Source organism: Kitasatospora sp. NPDC087314, assembly GCF_044744365.1.
GTDB lineage: Bacteria > Actinomycetota > Actinomycetes > Streptomycetales > Streptomycetaceae > Kitasatospora.
Genome location: NZ_JBIUYE010000015.1, coordinates 153,266 through 169,218 on the forward strand (window position 1 = coordinate 153,266; position 15,953 = coordinate 169,218).

Genomic DNA, 15,953 nt, shown 5'->3' on the forward strand with positions numbered 1-15,953 from the left:
GACCGATGACCCGCCGAAGGGACTCGCTCCAGGCCCGGCACCAGCTCGCGATGCGCCGCCGCCGCCCGATCGCCGCGGCCGCCACCGCCGCGGCCCTGCTCCCCACCCTCTTCTCGGCCTCCGCGTGCGGCGGACCGGCCGATGCCTCCACCAACGGCGGCGACCTCACCGTGATGACCTGGGCCCCGTCCGGTACCGGCTCCGCCGACCGGCCCGGCATGACCGCGCTCGCCGAGGCGATCGGCCGGGGCGCCAACCTCAAGGGCGGACTGAACGGCCGCCGGCTGAACGTCCTCACCTGCAACGAGCACAACACCGCCGAGGGCGCCAAGACCTGCGCCCAGCAGGCGGTGGACGCCAAGGCGGTCGCCGTGATCGGCTCCTACAGCCAGTACGGCGACGACTTCATGCCGGTCCTGGAGCGCGCCGGCATCCCCTTAATCGGCGGCTACGGGCTCTCCCAGCCGGAGTTCAGCAGCCCGCTGTCGTACCCGGTGGACGGCGGCATGCCCGCGCTGATCGGCGGCAGCGGCCGCCAGCTGGTCGAGGCCGGCTGCAAGGCCGTCGCACTGGTCCGCCCGGACACCCCGGCCGGCGACAACCTGCTCGGGTACCTGGCCAACGCGCTCAAGCCGGCCGGGATCAAGCTGCTCGACGTCAAGGCGCCCGAGCAGTCCTCCGACTACACGGCGGTGGCCCGCAAGGCGATCGGCAAGGACGAGCCGGCGAACTGCCTCACCAGCGCCCTCGCCGCCGAGCCGACCGGCAACCTGCTGGACTCCTACCGCCGGCTGAACCCGAAGAACACCCGGATCGCCTCGGTGATCGGCAGCGTGCAGCAGTCGGTGGTCGACTCCACCGGCGGCGACTCCGGCCCGCTGGCCGGCGCCTACGTCACCAGCTGGTACCCGCCGGAGTCGGCCAAGGTCTGGGACGGGCTGCGCGCCGTGGCCCACTCCGACGCCGCCGGCGGCCGGAGCATCGACGTCTCCGACCCCGGTGTGCAGACCACCTGGGTCGCGTACGAGGTGTTCCGCCAGGCCGCCGAGAAGGTGGCGGCGGCCGGCCGGCCGGTCACCGCGAAGACCGTCACCGGGCTGCTGGACAGCGGCGAGGGCATCGACGTCGGCCTCACCCCGCCGCTGAGCTGGGGCACCACCAACATGCTGCCCAGCACCGAGTCCCCGCGACTGGTGAACACCTGGGTCACCTACCAGGTGGTCAAGGGCGGCCGACTGACCCTGCAGCAGCCGGGCTTCGTGGACGTCCGCTGGGTGCTCACCGGGAGCCGCCCGCCGGCGTGACCGCACGGACCCGGCGAAGGGGCGGGCCAGGTGCCCGCCCCTTCGCCTTCCTAGAGGTCGCCGTCGCTGCGGTTGGGCAGGCCGGTCTGGGCGGCGATCGCGTTCCAGAGGGTGGCGGCCTGCTTCTTCGCGGTGGTCGCCGCGCCGCTGGCCTGGACGGCGTTCTTGTAGTGCTGGTTGTCCAGCTTCTTCGGGTCGCAGGCGCCCGGGGCCTGGGAGTCCGAGGCCCAGGCCGCGTACTCGTCGTCGGCCTGCGCGGAGGCGGTCCACGCCGCGTTGAGCTGCTCGACCAGCTGCGGGCCGCCGGGCAGCTTGTCCGTCTTCAGCTGGCCGAGCTTGGCCTGCAGTTCGCGCCGCTTGCCGGCCGCGCCGGTGAGCGCCTGCTGCGACTCGGGCAGCTTGTCGCACTTCTGCACCGCGGAGACCGCGCCGACCACCGCCGAGCGGCTGTCGCTCGCGGTGCCGATCAGGTCCGACAGCGGCTGGGCCTGGGCCTTGACCGCCGGGTCGACGGCGGCCGCCGAGCCGCTCGCGCTCGCCGGGCCGGTGCCGGTGGCGGCGGCGCTGCCGGTGGCGGCCACCGGGGTGGTCTTCCGGTCGTCGCCGGAGGTGGCGTCGTCCCCGTTCATCAGGACCGCGACCAGGATGCCGGCCGCCGCGACGCCGGCCACCACGCCGCCGATGACCAGCTTGTTGGAGGGGCGGCCGCCGCGGGCGCGCTCCGGCGCGGTCACCTGGGTGTTGTCGAAGCCCTGGCCGTAGCTCTGGCCGTAGTCCTGGCCGGGCTGGCCGGGGTTCTGCCCGTAGTCCTGACCGGGGTAGGACGGCTGCGGCTGCGTGGCCTGCGGGTACCCCTGGTAGCCGGCCGGGCCGGGCTGCTGCGGGTACCCGGGCCGGGCCTGGGCCGCGGGGTAGCCGCCCGCGTGCGGGTCCCCGGCCGGGTACGGCGGCAGGTGCTGCGTCTCCGGGGCCGGGTCGTGCTGCGGGACGCCGTAGCCGGGCTGCGGCGCACCGGCCCACGGGGCGGGCTGGGCCGGCATGGCCTGGGTCGGCAGCGCGTGCCCGCCCTCGCCGAGGTACTCCGGCTGCCCGGACGGCTGTCCCACCGGCGGCACGGCCGCCTGGCCCTGCTGGTGGCCCGGCGCGCCCTGGGGCTGGCCGGGCTCGGGGCGGAACAGGTCGTCCAGGTTGAAGTCACCCGAGTTGGGATACGAGCGGCGCTGGCTCAACGCGATTCCTCACCTGTGCACGACCGCGCGCTGACGGCGGACCACATCTCGTCGTTTCTTGGGAGCATCACAGTTCCTTGGACGTCGCGCCCACGCTACCGGTTCACCGAACCGGGTGACCACGTGGGCGGGACAACATCCCTCACGCTCCCCTCACACCGCCCGCCCGGACTCAGGCTGCCTCCGCATCCGCCCTGGCGTGGAACTCGCGGACCACCCGCTGCTCCCGGTACGGCTCCAGCCGGCGCCGGAACTCGTCCAGGTACTCCACGCCGCGGTTGGACCGCAGCCCGCTCAGCAGCCGGACCGCCTGCGCGCCCGTCTCACAGGCGCGTTCGAGGTCCCGCTGTTGCAGCTGGGCGGTGGCGAGCAGGACGAGGTCCACCGCGCGGCGGCGGACCCGGGTCGGCGGGTGCAGGTCGAGCGCCCGGCGGGCGTAGTGCTCGGCCTGACCGGCCTGTTCCAGGTCGCGGTGACAGTGGGCCAGCTCGTCCGCCAGGTAGGCGTCGTCGAAGTGGACGATCCAGTCCGGGTCGTCCTCCGGGTGGCGCTCCTCCATCATCTCCAGCGCCTTGGCCGCCACCGCCTCGCAGGAGCGGGCGTCCCCGAGCAGGGCGTGTCCGCGGGCCTCGGCGGCGTAGAACATCGCCATCGCCGTCGGGGTGGCGACCGTCCGGGCGCCCTCCTGCGCCGCGCGGGCGAGCTGGGCGATCTCCCGCGGGTTGCCGAGCGTCGCCGCCAGGTGGCTCATCGAGGCCGCCAGCACGTAGCCGCCGTAACCGCGGTCGTCGGCGGCCTGGGCGAGCCGGAGCGCCTGGATGTAGTAGCGCTGGGCCAGGCCGGGTTGGCCGGTGTCCACCGCCATGTAGCCGGCCAGTTCGGTCAACCGGGCCACCGCGGCGAAGAGTTGACGCCCGGTCTCCTCCCGGTACGCCCCGCCGAGCAGGCTGGAGACCACCGAGTTGAGGTAGTGCACGACCACCGGGCGCACGTGGCCGCTGCCGAAGCGGTGGTCCAGGTCCACCAGCATCGTGGTGGTGGCCCTGATCGCGGCCACGTCGGTCGGGCCGACCCGGGGGCCGCCGGTGCGTGCCACCACCGGGTCGGGCGGGGTGATCAGCCAGTCCCGACTGGGCTCCACCAGCGCCGAGGCCGCGACCGTGGCCCCGGTCAGGAAGTCCCGCCGGCCGACGTCGCTGCGCCAGAGCTCGCAGACCTGCTCCAGGGCGGCGTTCAGGGTCGGCGCGAACTGCAGCCCGATGCCGGAGCTGAGGTTCTTGCCGTCGGCCATGCCGATCTCCTCGACCGACACGCTGCGGCCGAGCTTGCGGCCGAGGGCCTCGGCGATCACGGCCGGCGCTTGTCCGCGCGGCTGCTGACCGCGCAGCCAGCGGGCGACGGAGGTCTTGTCGTACCGCAGGTCCAGACCGTGCTCGGCGCCGCAGAGGTTGACCCTCCGGGCCAGGCCGGCGTTGGAGCAGCTGGCCTCCTGGATCAGTTGCTGCAGACGCTCGTTGGGCTGTCGTGCGACGAGTGGTCTCGCGGCCATTGGGCTTCGCCTCCCCACACCCTCCGGTCCCGGCCGGCGGGCGACGATTCTGCTGATCTGTTGCCGACTGTCCGACCGTCCAAGGAATCTGACACCAGGTTAGCGATCAGCAACGCCAGCGGGATACCCACGGTGACGAACCGCACCCCCCACGCGCCCTGGGAAATGCTCCCGTGCGCCCCCACTGCGCCTGCCTCCGCCCGCCTCAACTCGCTTGAGTAACTGGATCGGGTGACATTGCCGCACTGCGTCCAACCGGCCCCCGCCGGGCCGTAACCAGCCTCACACACGGTAGTTGAGCAGCGCGTGGAAGACACCCCCGACTCCCCCGACCAGGGCAAGAACGCCGGACTGCCCCCGCTGCTCGTCGAAGCCGTCGGCTACGCCGAGAACCGCCACTGGGAGGTCGCTCCCGGTGCCTGGCTGATCGACGGCGACGGGCCCGCTCGCTGCTCCTGCGGCGACCCGCGCTGCCTGCTGCCGGGGGCCCACCCGCTCGACGCGGACTGGGCCCGCAAGGCGAGCGCCGGGCCGGGGGCGGTACGGCGCTGGTGGACCGAGCGGCCGCAGGCCTCGATCCTGCTGCCCACCGGCCGGTCCTTCGACGTCCTGGACGTCCCGGAGACGGCCGGATGCCTGGCGCTGGCCCGGATGGAGCGGATGGACCTCCAGCTGGGCCCCGTCGCGGTGCTGCCCGCCTCGCCCGGGCGGGTCGGCCGGCGACTGCACTTCCTGGTGCTGCCCGGGGTGGCGGCCAAGCTGCCGGAGATGCTCCGCAAGCTCGGCTGGCCGCCCGGCCGGCTGGACCTGGTCGCCCGCGGCGAGGGGGACTGGACGGTCGCCCCGCCGTCCCGGATCGGCGGCACCGGCTACGCCCAGTGGGCCCGCTCCCCCTCGGCGCTCAACCGCTGGCTGCCCGACGCCGCCGAGCTGATCAGCCCGCTCGCCTACGCGTGCGGACGCGAGGCGCCCGCCGCCGTCCGCCCCGAGCCCGCGCAGCCGGCGGCGGTGCGCTGAACGGGCGCGGCGGCGATTCACCGCCCCGCACGAGGCCGCCCTGGACCGATCGGGTGAGGGCGCGCGACGCGCGACACCCCTGCGCGCGACTGACGGGCCTTGTCTCCCACCGGAGACGGGGCCCGTCACACGCATGTGCTGATAAGGCCTCGGTCTACCCGCTGATCATGGGCGAAAGCCCCTCGGACGAGTGACAACGCTCAAGGATTGCCATGATCGGCCGAGGGGAGGAATTGCGGTGCGAGGGGACGCCGGAGGGAGCGCTCGGACGGGGAAGCCGGGCGAGGCGGTGGAGGGGACCGGGAGGGAACGGAGGGGACCGGGAGGGACGGGAGGGAAGAGGGGGAACGGGGAGGGTACGGGGAGGCGAAAGGGCCCGCTGCACGGGAAGCAGCGGGCCCTTCTCGTCGTTCCGGGGAGACCCCGGTGGCCGCCCGCTCAGGCCTGGGCGACGAAGACGTGCTGGGCGATGTCCTTGCCCAGCTCCGCCGCGTTCTCCCCGCTGCCGACCAGCACGCCGCCGACGCCGGCGCCGGCGCTCACCTGCACGGTGGAGCCCGGCCGGATCCCGGCCCGGCGCAGCGTGCGCATCAGCTCGCCGTCGGTCTGGATCGGCTCGCCGATCCGGCGGACCACCACGCTGGCGCCGCCGTCGCCCGGCCTGACGGTGTCCAGCGGGACGAGCGCGGCGTCGAAGCCCTCGCCCTCCGCCTTGGCGTCGCCCAGCTCGTCCAGGCCCGGGATCGGGTTGCCGTACGGGGACTGGGTCGGGTGGCCGAGCATGGCGAGCACCTTGCGCTCGACCGTCTCGCTCATCACGTGCTCCCAGCGGCAGGCCTCCTCGTGGACCTGCTCCCACTCCAGCCCGATCACGTCGACCAGCAGGCACTCGGCGATGCGGTGCTTGCGCATGACGCGCACCGCCAGCCGGCGCCCGTCGTCGGTGAGTTCGAGGTGGCGGTCCCCCGCGACCTGCAACAGCCCGTCGCGCTCCATCCGGCCGACCGTCTGGCTGACCGTGGGGCCGCTCTGCTCCAGTCGCTCGGCGATCCGGGCGCGCATCGGGACGATGCCTTCCTCCTCCAGCTCCAGGATGGTGCGAAGGTACATCTCAGTGGTGTCGATCAGCCCAGACATCGCCGCTGGCTCCGTTCTTCGGTGTCCTCACCGCCAATTCTGACGTACTGCGCAGACAACCGGGCCCGCGCAGGGGCCCGGGGGGCCGGTTTTCGTTCCTGTTGACAGCGGTGCCGCCGGGGCGCCACCGTGCTCGCCGTAGCTTTCTCCACTGGCGGTCTGGACCACCCGGACCACCCCACCCGGCCGGCTCCCCCACCGGCAGAGAGCGAAGGCAACAGATGAACGACCTGGTCGGCCGGTACTTCGACGCCGCGATCGCCCACCTCCAGCGGGTCCGGGAGGAGGAGGCCGACACCATCGAGGCCGCTGCGACGCTGCTCGCCGAGGCGATCACCGAGGGACGCCGGGTGTTCACCTTCGGTGCCGGACACTCCGCGCTGCCGGCCCAGGACGTGGTCTACCGGGCCGGCGGGTTGGTCCCGATGAACCTGCTGAACGTCCCCGGGATGGCCGGGGTGACGGTGATGCCCGCGCCGCTGGCCAGCGCGCTGGAGCGGGTCTCCGGCCTGGCCACCACCACCCTGGACCTGACCCCGGCCACCGCCGGGGACCTGCTGTTCCTGATCTCGCTGTCCGGCCGTCAGGTCATGCCGGTCGAGCTGGCCCGGTACGCCCGGGACCGCGGCCTGAAGGTGATCGGCGTGACCTCGCTCGCCTACCCGGACGAGGTGCCCTCGGCGCACCCGTCCGGCACGTACCTGAAGGACCACTGCGACGTGGTGCTGGACAGCAAGATCGCGGTCGGGGACGGCGAGCTGACCCACCCGGCCGCCGAGACCACCTTCGGCCCGGTCTCCACCATCGTGACCAGCGCGCTGATGCAGGCCGTGGTCGCCTCGGCGGTCGGCCGGCTGGCCGACGCGGCGGCCGCGGGCACCGCCGCGGCCCCGCCGCTGTTCCGCTCCGGCAACGTCCCCGGCGGCACCGAGTGGAACGCCAAGCAGATGGCCGACAACGCCGACCGGATCCTCTACACCTACTGAAGCCCCCACCCGTCCGCCGAAGCCCCCGGGGGCCACGCACGGTGCCGGACCGCCCACCGAAAGTACCCGGCCCGGACAATCCACCGGGGCATCCCGGCCATTGCGGGCGACCCCGGGGCGGGCCAGGCGTACCGGGGAGCCGCCCGGGGCAGGAGAGCGGTGCGACCGGAGCGACGGGTGGGGGCCGACCATGGCGTCTGGGACTGGACGGACGGGGTGGGTGCGCGAGCGGGACCTGCTGCCGGAGTTCTTCTGGACCGCCGACGCGGCCTCGCTGCGCGGCCAGCGGCGCTCGGTGCTCCTGTCCGCCTGGGAACTGCTGCTGCTGGTGCTCGCCGCCGCGACCGGCTCGGCCGACGGCGAGCCGTGGGCCTGGGCGGCGGCCGCCGCCTACCTCGGCGCGATCGCCCTCGCGGTGGTGATCAGCCGGCAGAACCCGCAGGGCCTCTGGTACGAGGGCCGGGCCGCCGCCGAGTCGGTCAAGACGCTGGCCTGGAAGTTCGCCGTCCGGGCGGACGCCTACCAGCCGCCGCCGCGCACCCTGCCGGACGCCGAGGGCCTGTACCGCTTCCAGCTCGGCGGGGTGCTGGGCGCCTTCCCGGGCGGCCGGGTGGTCGCGCCGGGCACCGGGGTGGAGATCACCGCGGCGATGCGCGACCTGCGCGAGCAGCCGCTCGCGGTGCGGCGCGAGGTGTACCTGCGGGAGCGGATCCAGGTGCAGCACGACTGGTACCGCGCCAAGTCCCGCCACTGCGCCCGGGCGGGCGACCTGGCCGGGGTGCTGGGCGTGGTGCTGCCGGCGCTCGGGCTGGTGCTGGCGGTGCTGCGGGCGCTCGGCGCGTTCAGCTACGACGCGCTGGGCACGGTCTCGGCGGTGGCCGCCTCGGTCACCGCCTGGGCGCAGCTGCGCCAGTACCGCCCGCTGGCCGCCGCGTACGGGCTGGCCGCCGACGAGCTGGAGCTCATCCGGCGCCAACTGGCCCGGCTGGACCTGGAGTCGGCGGACGCCGAGGAGCTCTGGGCCCGGTTGGCCCGGGACGCCGAGGACGCGGTCTCGCGCGAGCACACCACCTGGCAGGCCCGCCGGGAGATCCGCACCACCACCGACCGGGACCACTGAGGAGGCCGCAGGTGTCGTTACGGATGGTCAAGGCCGCGGACGGCCGGGCCCTCGCCGTCGAGTCCCTGGGCGACCCGCGCGGCCGGCCGGTGTTCCTGCTGCACGGCATGCCCGGCAGCCGGGTGGGCCCGCACCCGCGCAGCACCGTCCTGTACCGGCTGGGGGTGCGGCTGATCTCCTACGACCGGCCCGGCTACGGCGACTCGACCAGGCAGTTCGGCCGCCGGGTGAGCGCGGCGGCGGCCGACGTCCGGACCATCGCGGACGACCTGGGGCTGGACGGCTTCGCGGTGCTCGGCCGTTCCGGCGGCGGCCCGCACGCGCTGGCCTGCGCGGCGCTGCTGCCGCAGCGGGTCAGCCGGGTGGCGGTGCTGGTCGGCCTGGCGCCGCGCGACGCGGCCGGCCTCGACTGGTACGCCGGGATGACCCCGTCCAACGTGCACGCCTACCAGGAGGCGGAGCGCGGGCACGGCCGGATCGCCGACGCGATGGAGTTCCGTTCCCTGCAGATCAAGGACGACCCGGTCCGGCTGCTGAACGGGCTGCGGCCCGAACTGTCGCCCGCCGACCGGGAGGTGGTGGCCGACAGCGGACTGCGGCGGATGCTGCAGAGCAACTACCGGGAGGCGTTCCGGCACGGCGCGGACGGCTGGATCGACGACGTGCTGGCGTTCACCGCCGACTGGGGGTTCCGGGTCGAGGACATCGCGGTGCCGAGCTGGCTCTGGCACGGCGCCGACGACCAGTTCTCCCCGGTCGAGCACTCCCGCTGGCTGGCCGACCACATCCCCGGCGCCGAGCTCTTCCTGGAGCCCGGCGCCGCGCACTTCGGGGCGTTCCGGGTGCTGACCACCGCCCTGGCCTGGGCGGCGGGTTAGGGCTTGCCTGACAGGCCCCAGGAGCTCCCCCGGGTCACCGGCGCCCCGGTCAGGCCGTCACCGGGGTGACCGGCGCTCCCCCGCCCAGCACGGCCATGATGTTGTCCACCGCCAGCCCGCCCATCGCCTGCCGGGTGCGGACGGTGGCGCTGCCCAGGTGCGGGGCCAGCACCGCGCGTTCCTGGGCGAGCAGCGCGGCCGGGACGGCCGGCTCGCGCTCGAAGTTGTCCACGGCGGCGGCGAACAGCGCGCCGGACTCCAGCGCGGCGGCCAGCGCCTCCTCGTCCACCACCCCGGCGGTCATGCTGACCACCACCGCCCCGCGCGGCAGCAGGGCGAGCCGGCGGGCGTCCAGCAGGTGCCGGGTGGCGGCGCTGAGCGGGGCGGTGACGACCAGCACCGTGGAGGTGGCGAGCAGTTCCTCCAGCGGCCGCCAGGTGGCGCCGTCGGCCTGCTCGGGCGCCAGCTCGCGGCGGTTGTGGTAGCTGACCGGCATGTCGAAGGCGCGGGCCCGGCGGGCCACCGCCTGCCCGATCCGGCCCATGCCGAGCACGCCGAGCGGGGTGCCGGCCAGCTCCAGGCCGAGCAGGAAGTTCGGCGCCCAGGTCCAGGGGCGGCCGGAGCGCAGCAGCCGCTCGCCCTCGCCGAGTCGGCGGGTGGCGGCCAGCAGCAGTGCCCAGGCCATGTCGGCGGTGGCGGTGGTGAGCACGCCGGGGGTGTTGGAGACCAGCACGCCGCGCTCGGCGCAGGCGGCCAGGTCGATGTTGTGGTGCCCCACCGCGTGGTTGGCGACGATGGCGAGGCCGGGGCCGGCCGCGTCCAGGAACTCGCCGTCCACCCGGTCGTCCAGGGTGGTGAGCACGGCCCGGCGGCCGCGGACGGCGGCCAGCAGGTCGGCCCGGTCCATCGCCTGGTCGGAGTCGTGGCGGGTGACGGCGTGGTGCGCGGTGAGCCGCTCGATCACCCCGGGCGCGAGGCGTCGGGTGACCAGCACCGGGGGCTGGGCCGGGGACGGGGACGGAGCCGGGGGCGGGGTGCTCATGAGCCCGCAGCGTACCCGCCCCCGTCGCGCCCCCGCCGTACCGTCCCCTTCGCCGTACGCGCCCCCGCCGTACCCGACTCCGCCGTGCCCGCCCCCGCCCCCGCCCGGCCGCGCGGCTACACCGGCTGCGGCTCCAGGTCCCGGTTGATCCGCTTCCAGCCGCGCGCCGCCACCGTGTTGGGGTGCTCCTCCCCGAACTGCCGGATCAGCTCGCCGATCGCGCGCGCCCGCAGCTCGGCGGCCTGGGTGTGCCGGCCGGCCGAGCGCAGGGTGATCGCCAGGTTGGCCTCACAGGCGACGGCGTCCGGGTGCCGGGGCGTGTAGCGGTCGCACAGGCCCTGGTAGGCGGTCCGGCCGAGTTCCTCGGCGAGGCCGATCTGGCCGTCGTCGCCGTAGGCGTTGGCCAGGTTGATCATCGCGTTGAGGGTGTACGGGTGCTCCGGTCCGACCGAGCCGGTCAGCCCCTCGACGGTGGCCCGGCCGCGGTCGATGGCGCCCTGGATGTCGCCGCTGCCGCGCAGGTAGATGCCGAGGTTGTTGGCGCAGGCCAGGGTGAAGGGGTGCTCGTCGCCGAACAGCCGCCGGTGGCCTTCGAAGACGGTGGAGCAGAGGTCCCGAGCGGCCTCCTTGTCGCCCGAGGCGCTGTGGTCGGCGGCCAGGTTGAGCGCGCAGGCGAGCGCGTCGGGGGCATCGGCGCCGTACCGTTCCAGGTAGCGCTCGTAGGTCTCCTTGGTGATCCGGCGGGCCTCGGCGAGTTGGCCCATCCGGCGCAGCGAGACGGCCAGCGACTTGGCGTTGCGCAGGCTCTCCGGAAGCCCCGGGTCCAGCCCGTCGCCGAAGTCCGTGGTGACTTCCCGGAGCAGGTCCGCCGAGCCGCTGTAGTCGCCGAGTTCGCGCAGGTCCCGGGCGAGGGCGGACTTGGTGATGAGGGTGTACGGGTGCTTGGGGCCGAGCACGGCGATGCGCCGGTCCAGGGTCTCCTGGTCGAGTTCGCGGGCGGCCTCGCTCTCGCCGACCAGCCGGTAGTCGATCGCCAGGTTGTTCGCCATGGAGAGCGTGCGCGGGTTGTCGTCCCCGAACAACTCCCGGAACTGGTCGAGGATTTCGCGATCCAGGTCGAGCGCGGCCTGGAACCGGCCGAGCGCCCGGCGGTCGGCGCCGAGGGAGCCGGCCGTCATCAGGGTGTACGGGTGGTGCTCGCCGAGCAGCGCCCGCTGGCGCTCCAGGGTGTCCTCGTCCAGGGCCAGCGCCTCGGCGTAACTTCCCTGCGAGCGCAGCACGTTGGCGAGCTGGAAGCGCAGCAGCAGGGTCTGCCGGTCGTCCTCGCCGAGCTTGCCGGTCCACTCGGCGTCCAGGGCGTGGCCGAGGTCCCGGGCGCGGTCGAGTTCGCCGCGCTTCCAGAGGTAGCGGACGCGGTCGATGAGCAGCTGGCGGGTGTCCGCCTCGTCGCAGTTGTGCGCCTTGGAGGGCGACAGGTGCGGCCAGATCTCGTCGAAGGCGGGCCAGTTGGCGGGGTCGTCGGTGTCGCCGAGGACGGGCCGGGCGCCGGTGAGGATGCGATGCACCTCGTGGACGGCGACCTCCTGCTCGTCCTCGGTCATCTCGGCCCGGATCACCGCCTGGACGAGGCGGTGCACCTGGAAGCTGTTGCTGCCCGCGTCCACCTTCGCCAGCGCGTACCGGCCGATCGCCTGGATCACCTTGCCCAGCATGAACTTGTCGCTGAGGTCGGCGTCGTACTTCACCAGCGCCCGGATCATCTGGTCGCTGTAGAACAGGTTCATCGAGATCGGCTCGGGCGCGAAGAACGCGCACAGCTGCAACAGCCGTACGGCCGCCGGGGACTGCTGGCGCAGCCGGCCGATCGAGACGTTCCAGGTGGCACCGACCGGGGTCGGGTAGTCGGCGGGGCGGGAGACGGCCAGCGCGCGGGCCGCCTCGGCGTGCAGCTGGGCGACGTAGGTCTCCACCGGGGTGCCGGTGGTGTCCAGCCAGGCGGCCGCGACCTCGACGGCGAGCGGCAGGTCGCCGACCGCCTCGGCGACCCGGTCGGCGTCCGGGCGGGACAGGCCGCGGGCCCGCCGGCACAGGTGCTCGACGCTCTCGCCGCGGGTGAAGACGTCCACCTCCAGCGCCTCGGCGTGCCCGGTCCAGGCCTGGTTGCGGGAGGTGACCAGGATGTGGCCGGAGCCGCCGGGGAAGAAGCGGCGGATCTCGGCCGGTTCGTCGGCGTTGTCGAAGATCAGCAGCCAGCGCTGGGTCGGCACGCCGCGGCGCAGTGCCTCCCGGGCGGCCTCGGCGGCCTCGGTCACCGAGTCGCCGACCCGCAGGCCGAGTCGGCGGGCCAGGTCGGCCAGCGCCGGGGCGACCAGTTCGGTCTGCTCGGCGTCGATCCACCAGACCAGGTCGTAGTCGGACATGAAGCGGTGCGCGTACTCCAGCGCCACCTGCGTCTTGCCGACGCCGCCGAGCCCGTACAGCGTCTGCGGGGTGGGCAGGACGGCCGCCATGCCGCCGCGCAGCTGGTTGCGCAGCTGCTCCAGGACGGCGGCGCGGCCGGTGAAGGAGGGGTTGCGCGGCGGCACGTCCCAGACCGCCGGCTTGCTGCCGGGAAAGCGCGGTCCGCCGCCGTTGGCCTCGGTCAGCACGACGTCGCCGCGGCCGAGGGCACGCAGCAGGGTCTGTACGGACTGCACCTCGTCGCGGCCGACCAGGTCGACCGGGTTGCGGTTGCTGAACGGCGCGGTGAGCCGCACGTCCCCGACCCGGACGGGGACGAGCTGGCGCCGGGTGCCGGACGGGTCGGAGCTGACCACCGACTCCCACAGCGCCCGGGCCTGCGGGGAGCGCTGGTAGGCGGGCGAGAGGACGGCGACGGTCCGGTAGGCGGCGTCGATGCCGCGCTCGGTCTCCTCGCGCGGGTCGGTGCCGGCGCTGAGGTCGCGGGGCAGCACCCGGAAGCCGGCCCGGGTGAGCACGGCCTCGATCCAGTCGGCCCACATCCGGTCCTCGGGCACGTAGGAGAGGTAGAGGTCGGCGGGGACGGACGGGCGGCGGCGGGTGAACGCGTCCACGTAGCGCAGCCGCAGTTCCTCGTCCAGCGGCGGCAGCGAGGCGACCCTGCCCTCGGTGATCATCGAGGTGAGCCGCTCGCAGGCGGCCAGCATCGAGGTGGGGGTGCCGGTCTGGTCGCCGAAGGTGGCCAGGATCTCCTCGTAGGCGTAGAACGGCCGGTACGGGATCTCCACCGAGCCCCAGTACTGGGCGAGTTCGTCGCCGTTCAGGCCGGACGGCAGCCCGTCGAAGCGGACCCGGGCGAGCGCCCGGCCGGCGTCCGCCTTCTCCTTCTCGCCTTCGTCGATGCGCATCGGGACGGGCAGGATCCGGATGCCGCGCTCGCGGTAGCGGTCGTGGATGTGCTGGGCGATCCGGGAGGCTCCGTCGATCGACTGGTCGCTCAGGGTGAAGCAGACCACCAGGTCGTCGGGCATCTGGACGGTGCAGATCTCGGCGATGTCGGACAGGCCGGTGCGCGAGTCGATGAGCACGTAGTCGTACCGCTTGCTCATGTCGGCCTTGAGGGCGTCGAAGAACTGCCCGCCGTCGAAGCGGTCGTAGAAGATGTCCCAGTCCAGGTGGGTGACGGCCTCGGAGTAGTCCCGGTTGAACTGGCCGGCGGACAGGAAGTCCAGGCTGCCGCCGGCCGGGAACAGCGGCCAGGACAGCGAGAGCGCGTGCGGGTGCACCCGGGCGAAGTCCAGGTGCCAGCCCTCGGCGTGCTCGACCGGGCGCAGCGCCTCCTCGCGGTACTCGGCGATCAGGTCCATCATCCCGGTCGTGCCGGCCAGCGAGGCCGGATCGAGGAAGGGGTGGAAGAACTTGGCCAGGCCCGGCGCCTCCAGGTCCCAGTCCACGGTGAGCACCCGGAAGCCGTTGGCGGCCAGGATCCAGGCGGTGTTGGCGAGCGCCATGGTGCGCCCGGTGCCGCCCTTGTAGGAGTAGAACGTGATGATCCGGCCGTTGCGGTCCTGCTCCGCGGAGCGCCGCTCGGCATCGCGCTGGGCGGTCAGTTCGGCCGCGGTGAGGCCCCCGATGCGGAGGTTCCTGGTGCGGTTCTCGCTCATCTGGGTCCTCCTACGGGCGCCATCCGGCCATCGGGGTCATCGCCGTCGTCGCGGTCTGGGTGGTCGTCGTGGCCGAAGGGGTCTGGTCTGCTCCCGTCCGCGCCGAAGCCGCCCGGTCCGCGCCGGAACGCGTCCCGCAGGTTCGGCCGGGGCGGCGACGGGTCCTCCGGCTCGGCCCTGGTGCGGCCCTCGAAGGCGTACTTGGCCTTCATCGCGGCCCGGGGCAGCGCGTCGTCGAAGTCCTCCAGGGTGTTCAGCCCGGTCGGGCCGGTCACGCCGAGGAAGCTGGGACGGCTCGCCCGCCGGGTCTTGCGCAGTGCCTGGTCACTCAACTCGCCGAGTTCGCCGGCGCGTTCCTCGCACTCCGGGTCGTCGGTGTTCCACGGTTCCAGGACGCTCACCCAGGTGGCGTCGGAGCGGTCGAAGCGGCGGACGAGTTCGCGGCGGTCCGGGTCGCGCAGCGCCCACCGGTCGAGCAGCAGCAGGCCGGGGGCCTCGGCATTGCCGTCGATGATCGAGTCGACCTCGTCGTCGAACTCGTGCACGGTCGGCTGGAACCCCAACTGCCGGGCCAGCCGCACCGCGTGCTGCGCGATCGGCGAGCCGGCCGGGCGGTACGGGTGCCAGTCGGTGCGCCGGGTGCCGTAGAAGTCGGGGTTGCGGTCCGCCGGCAACTCGCCCTGGTGGTACGAGAGCACCGAGATCCGCAGCTGCTTGGTCGGCGCGCTCACGTTGAAGGCGCTGGGCAGCCCGTTGAAGTCCAGCCGCCGCCCGACCGGGATCACCGTCTCCTCCGCGACCTGCACGATCCGCGCCGCCAGCCGGTGCACGGCCAGCTCGTAGGCGGAGCGGAAGTAGGTCAGCTTCATCAGCGCGTACAGGCCCTCGGTGGCGTAGTCCGGCCCGAAACTCGCGTGGTTGAACTGCAGTTCACTGGCCACGGCGGGCAGCCGGTAGCGGCTCATCGGCGCCCAGAGCACCGGCACGATGCCGCTGGTGCGCTCCGCGTCGATGGTCGCCGGGTAGACCGGTCGGCGGGTGAAGGCGTGCCACTCCTGACCGCACGGCACGCTGTTGAAGTAGCGCGGCGAGTACAGCGGTACGAACACCCGGCAGCTCGCCAGCTCCTCGGACAGCCGATCGGCCCACAACTCGCCCTGGTGCATGGACTCGTCCATGAATCCGACCGGCACCCCGGCCGGCACCGTGGTCAGCTGCAGCACCGCTTCGCAGAGGTCCCGGTACAGCTGCCGAACCCAGTGGTTCGGATCGCCGGCGCCCCGTGCACCGGCCTTCGGGGTGTGCGCGTAGGAGAGGAAGAAGTACGGCCGGGCGTCGTCCTCGTCCCAGCCACGGTCGTTCACACGTGCCTCCCCCGGGCCCGTCGGCAACCTGGTTCCCGCAGCCCCCGTGCGGCGGGGCTTCAGTGTAGGAACGACTGACGCCCCAGGGGAATAGCACAACGGGTCGCACGAATTGACATGACCGAAACGACGACCACGAAGGCCGGACAGGCACGGGCCCCGATCACCGGACGGGGCCCGTGTGCCATGCATGGCACCTACGT

At 73.8% G+C, this 15,953-nt stretch carries 11 protein-coding genes; 5 read left to right on the plus strand and 6 right to left on the minus strand.

The features are described 5' to 3' along the window. Positions 1-5: 5 nt before the first annotated feature. Positions 6-1,304 carry an ABC transporter substrate-binding protein gene (locus ACIO5E_RS30200; protein ID WP_400673884.1) on the plus strand — a complete coding sequence of 433 codons (1,299 nt, stop codon included), beginning with the start codon at positions 6-8 and terminating at the stop codon, positions 1,302-1,304. A gap of 50 nt (positions 1,305-1,354) precedes the next feature. On the opposite strand, the gene ACIO5E_RS30205 is transcribed toward ACIO5E_RS30200, so the two are convergent. After that, positions 1,355-2,533 (minus strand): hypothetical protein, encoded by a 1,179-nt coding sequence (locus tag ACIO5E_RS30205; RefSeq protein ID WP_400673886.1) that lies wholly within the window; start codon positions 2,531-2,533, stop codon positions 1,355-1,357. Between the two features lie 172 nt (positions 2,534-2,705). Next, on the minus strand, positions 2,706-4,082 hold the full coding sequence (locus ACIO5E_RS30210; RefSeq protein WP_400673888.1) for a transcriptional regulator: 1,377 nt from the start codon (positions 4,080-4,082) through the stop codon (positions 2,706-2,708). Positions 4,083-4,388: 306 nt separating this feature from the next. Here ACIO5E_RS30210 and ACIO5E_RS30215 point away from each other — a divergent pair, with 306 nt between their 5' ends. Next, positions 4,389-5,099 (plus strand): bifunctional DNA primase/polymerase, encoded by a 711-nt coding sequence (locus ACIO5E_RS30215; RefSeq protein ID WP_400673890.1) that lies wholly within the window; start codon positions 4,389-4,391, stop codon positions 5,097-5,099. 438 nt (positions 5,100-5,537) lie between these two features. Here the strand turns inward: ACIO5E_RS30215 and ACIO5E_RS30220 are convergent, their stop codons facing one another. Further along, positions 5,538-6,236 carry a metal-dependent transcriptional regulator gene (locus ACIO5E_RS30220; protein ID WP_400673892.1) on the minus strand — a complete coding sequence of 233 codons (699 nt, stop codon included), beginning with the start codon at positions 6,234-6,236 and terminating at the stop codon, positions 5,538-5,540. 221 nt (positions 6,237-6,457) lie between these two features. Between ACIO5E_RS30220 and ACIO5E_RS30225 the strand changes: the two genes are divergently transcribed. From ACIO5E_RS30225 to ACIO5E_RS30235, 3 genes are all read left to right on the plus strand, one after another. Then, a complete protein-coding gene (locus ACIO5E_RS30225) occupies positions 6,458-7,222 on the plus strand; it encodes a sugar isomerase domain-containing protein (protein ID WP_400673894.1) in 765 nt (254 codons plus the stop codon). Between the two features lie 220 nt (positions 7,223-7,442). Then, entirely contained in the window at positions 7,443-8,342 is a 900-nt protein-coding gene (locus tag ACIO5E_RS30230) for a DUF4231 domain-containing protein (RefSeq protein WP_400673896.1), read from the plus strand. A 23-nt stretch (positions 8,343-8,365) separates the two neighbouring features. Next, a complete protein-coding gene (locus tag ACIO5E_RS30235) occupies positions 8,366-9,220 on the plus strand; it encodes an alpha/beta fold hydrolase (RefSeq protein ID WP_400674108.1) in 855 nt (284 codons plus the stop codon). 49 nt (positions 9,221-9,269) lie between these two features. On the opposite strand, the gene ACIO5E_RS30240 is transcribed toward ACIO5E_RS30235, so the two are convergent. The 3 genes from ACIO5E_RS30240 to ACIO5E_RS30250 form a co-directional block, all read right to left on the minus strand. Continuing rightward, on the minus strand, positions 9,270-10,262 hold the full coding sequence (locus ACIO5E_RS30240; RefSeq protein WP_400673899.1) for a 2-hydroxyacid dehydrogenase: 993 nt from the start codon (positions 10,260-10,262) through the stop codon (positions 9,270-9,272). Positions 10,263-10,378: 116 nt separating this feature from the next. Continuing rightward, positions 10,379-14,386 (minus strand): FxSxx-COOH system tetratricopeptide repeat protein, encoded by a 4,008-nt coding sequence (gene fxsT / locus ACIO5E_RS30245; RefSeq protein ID WP_400673901.1) that lies wholly within the window; start codon positions 14,384-14,386, stop codon positions 10,379-10,381. Next, complete coding sequence (locus ACIO5E_RS30250; RefSeq protein WP_400673903.1) at positions 14,383-15,750, minus strand: TIR-like protein FxsC; 1,368 nt, start codon at positions 15,748-15,750, stop codon at positions 14,383-14,385. The genes fxsT and ACIO5E_RS30250 overlap by 4 nt, the downstream gene beginning before the upstream one ends. Between the last annotated feature and the right edge of the window lie 203 nt (positions 15,751-15,953).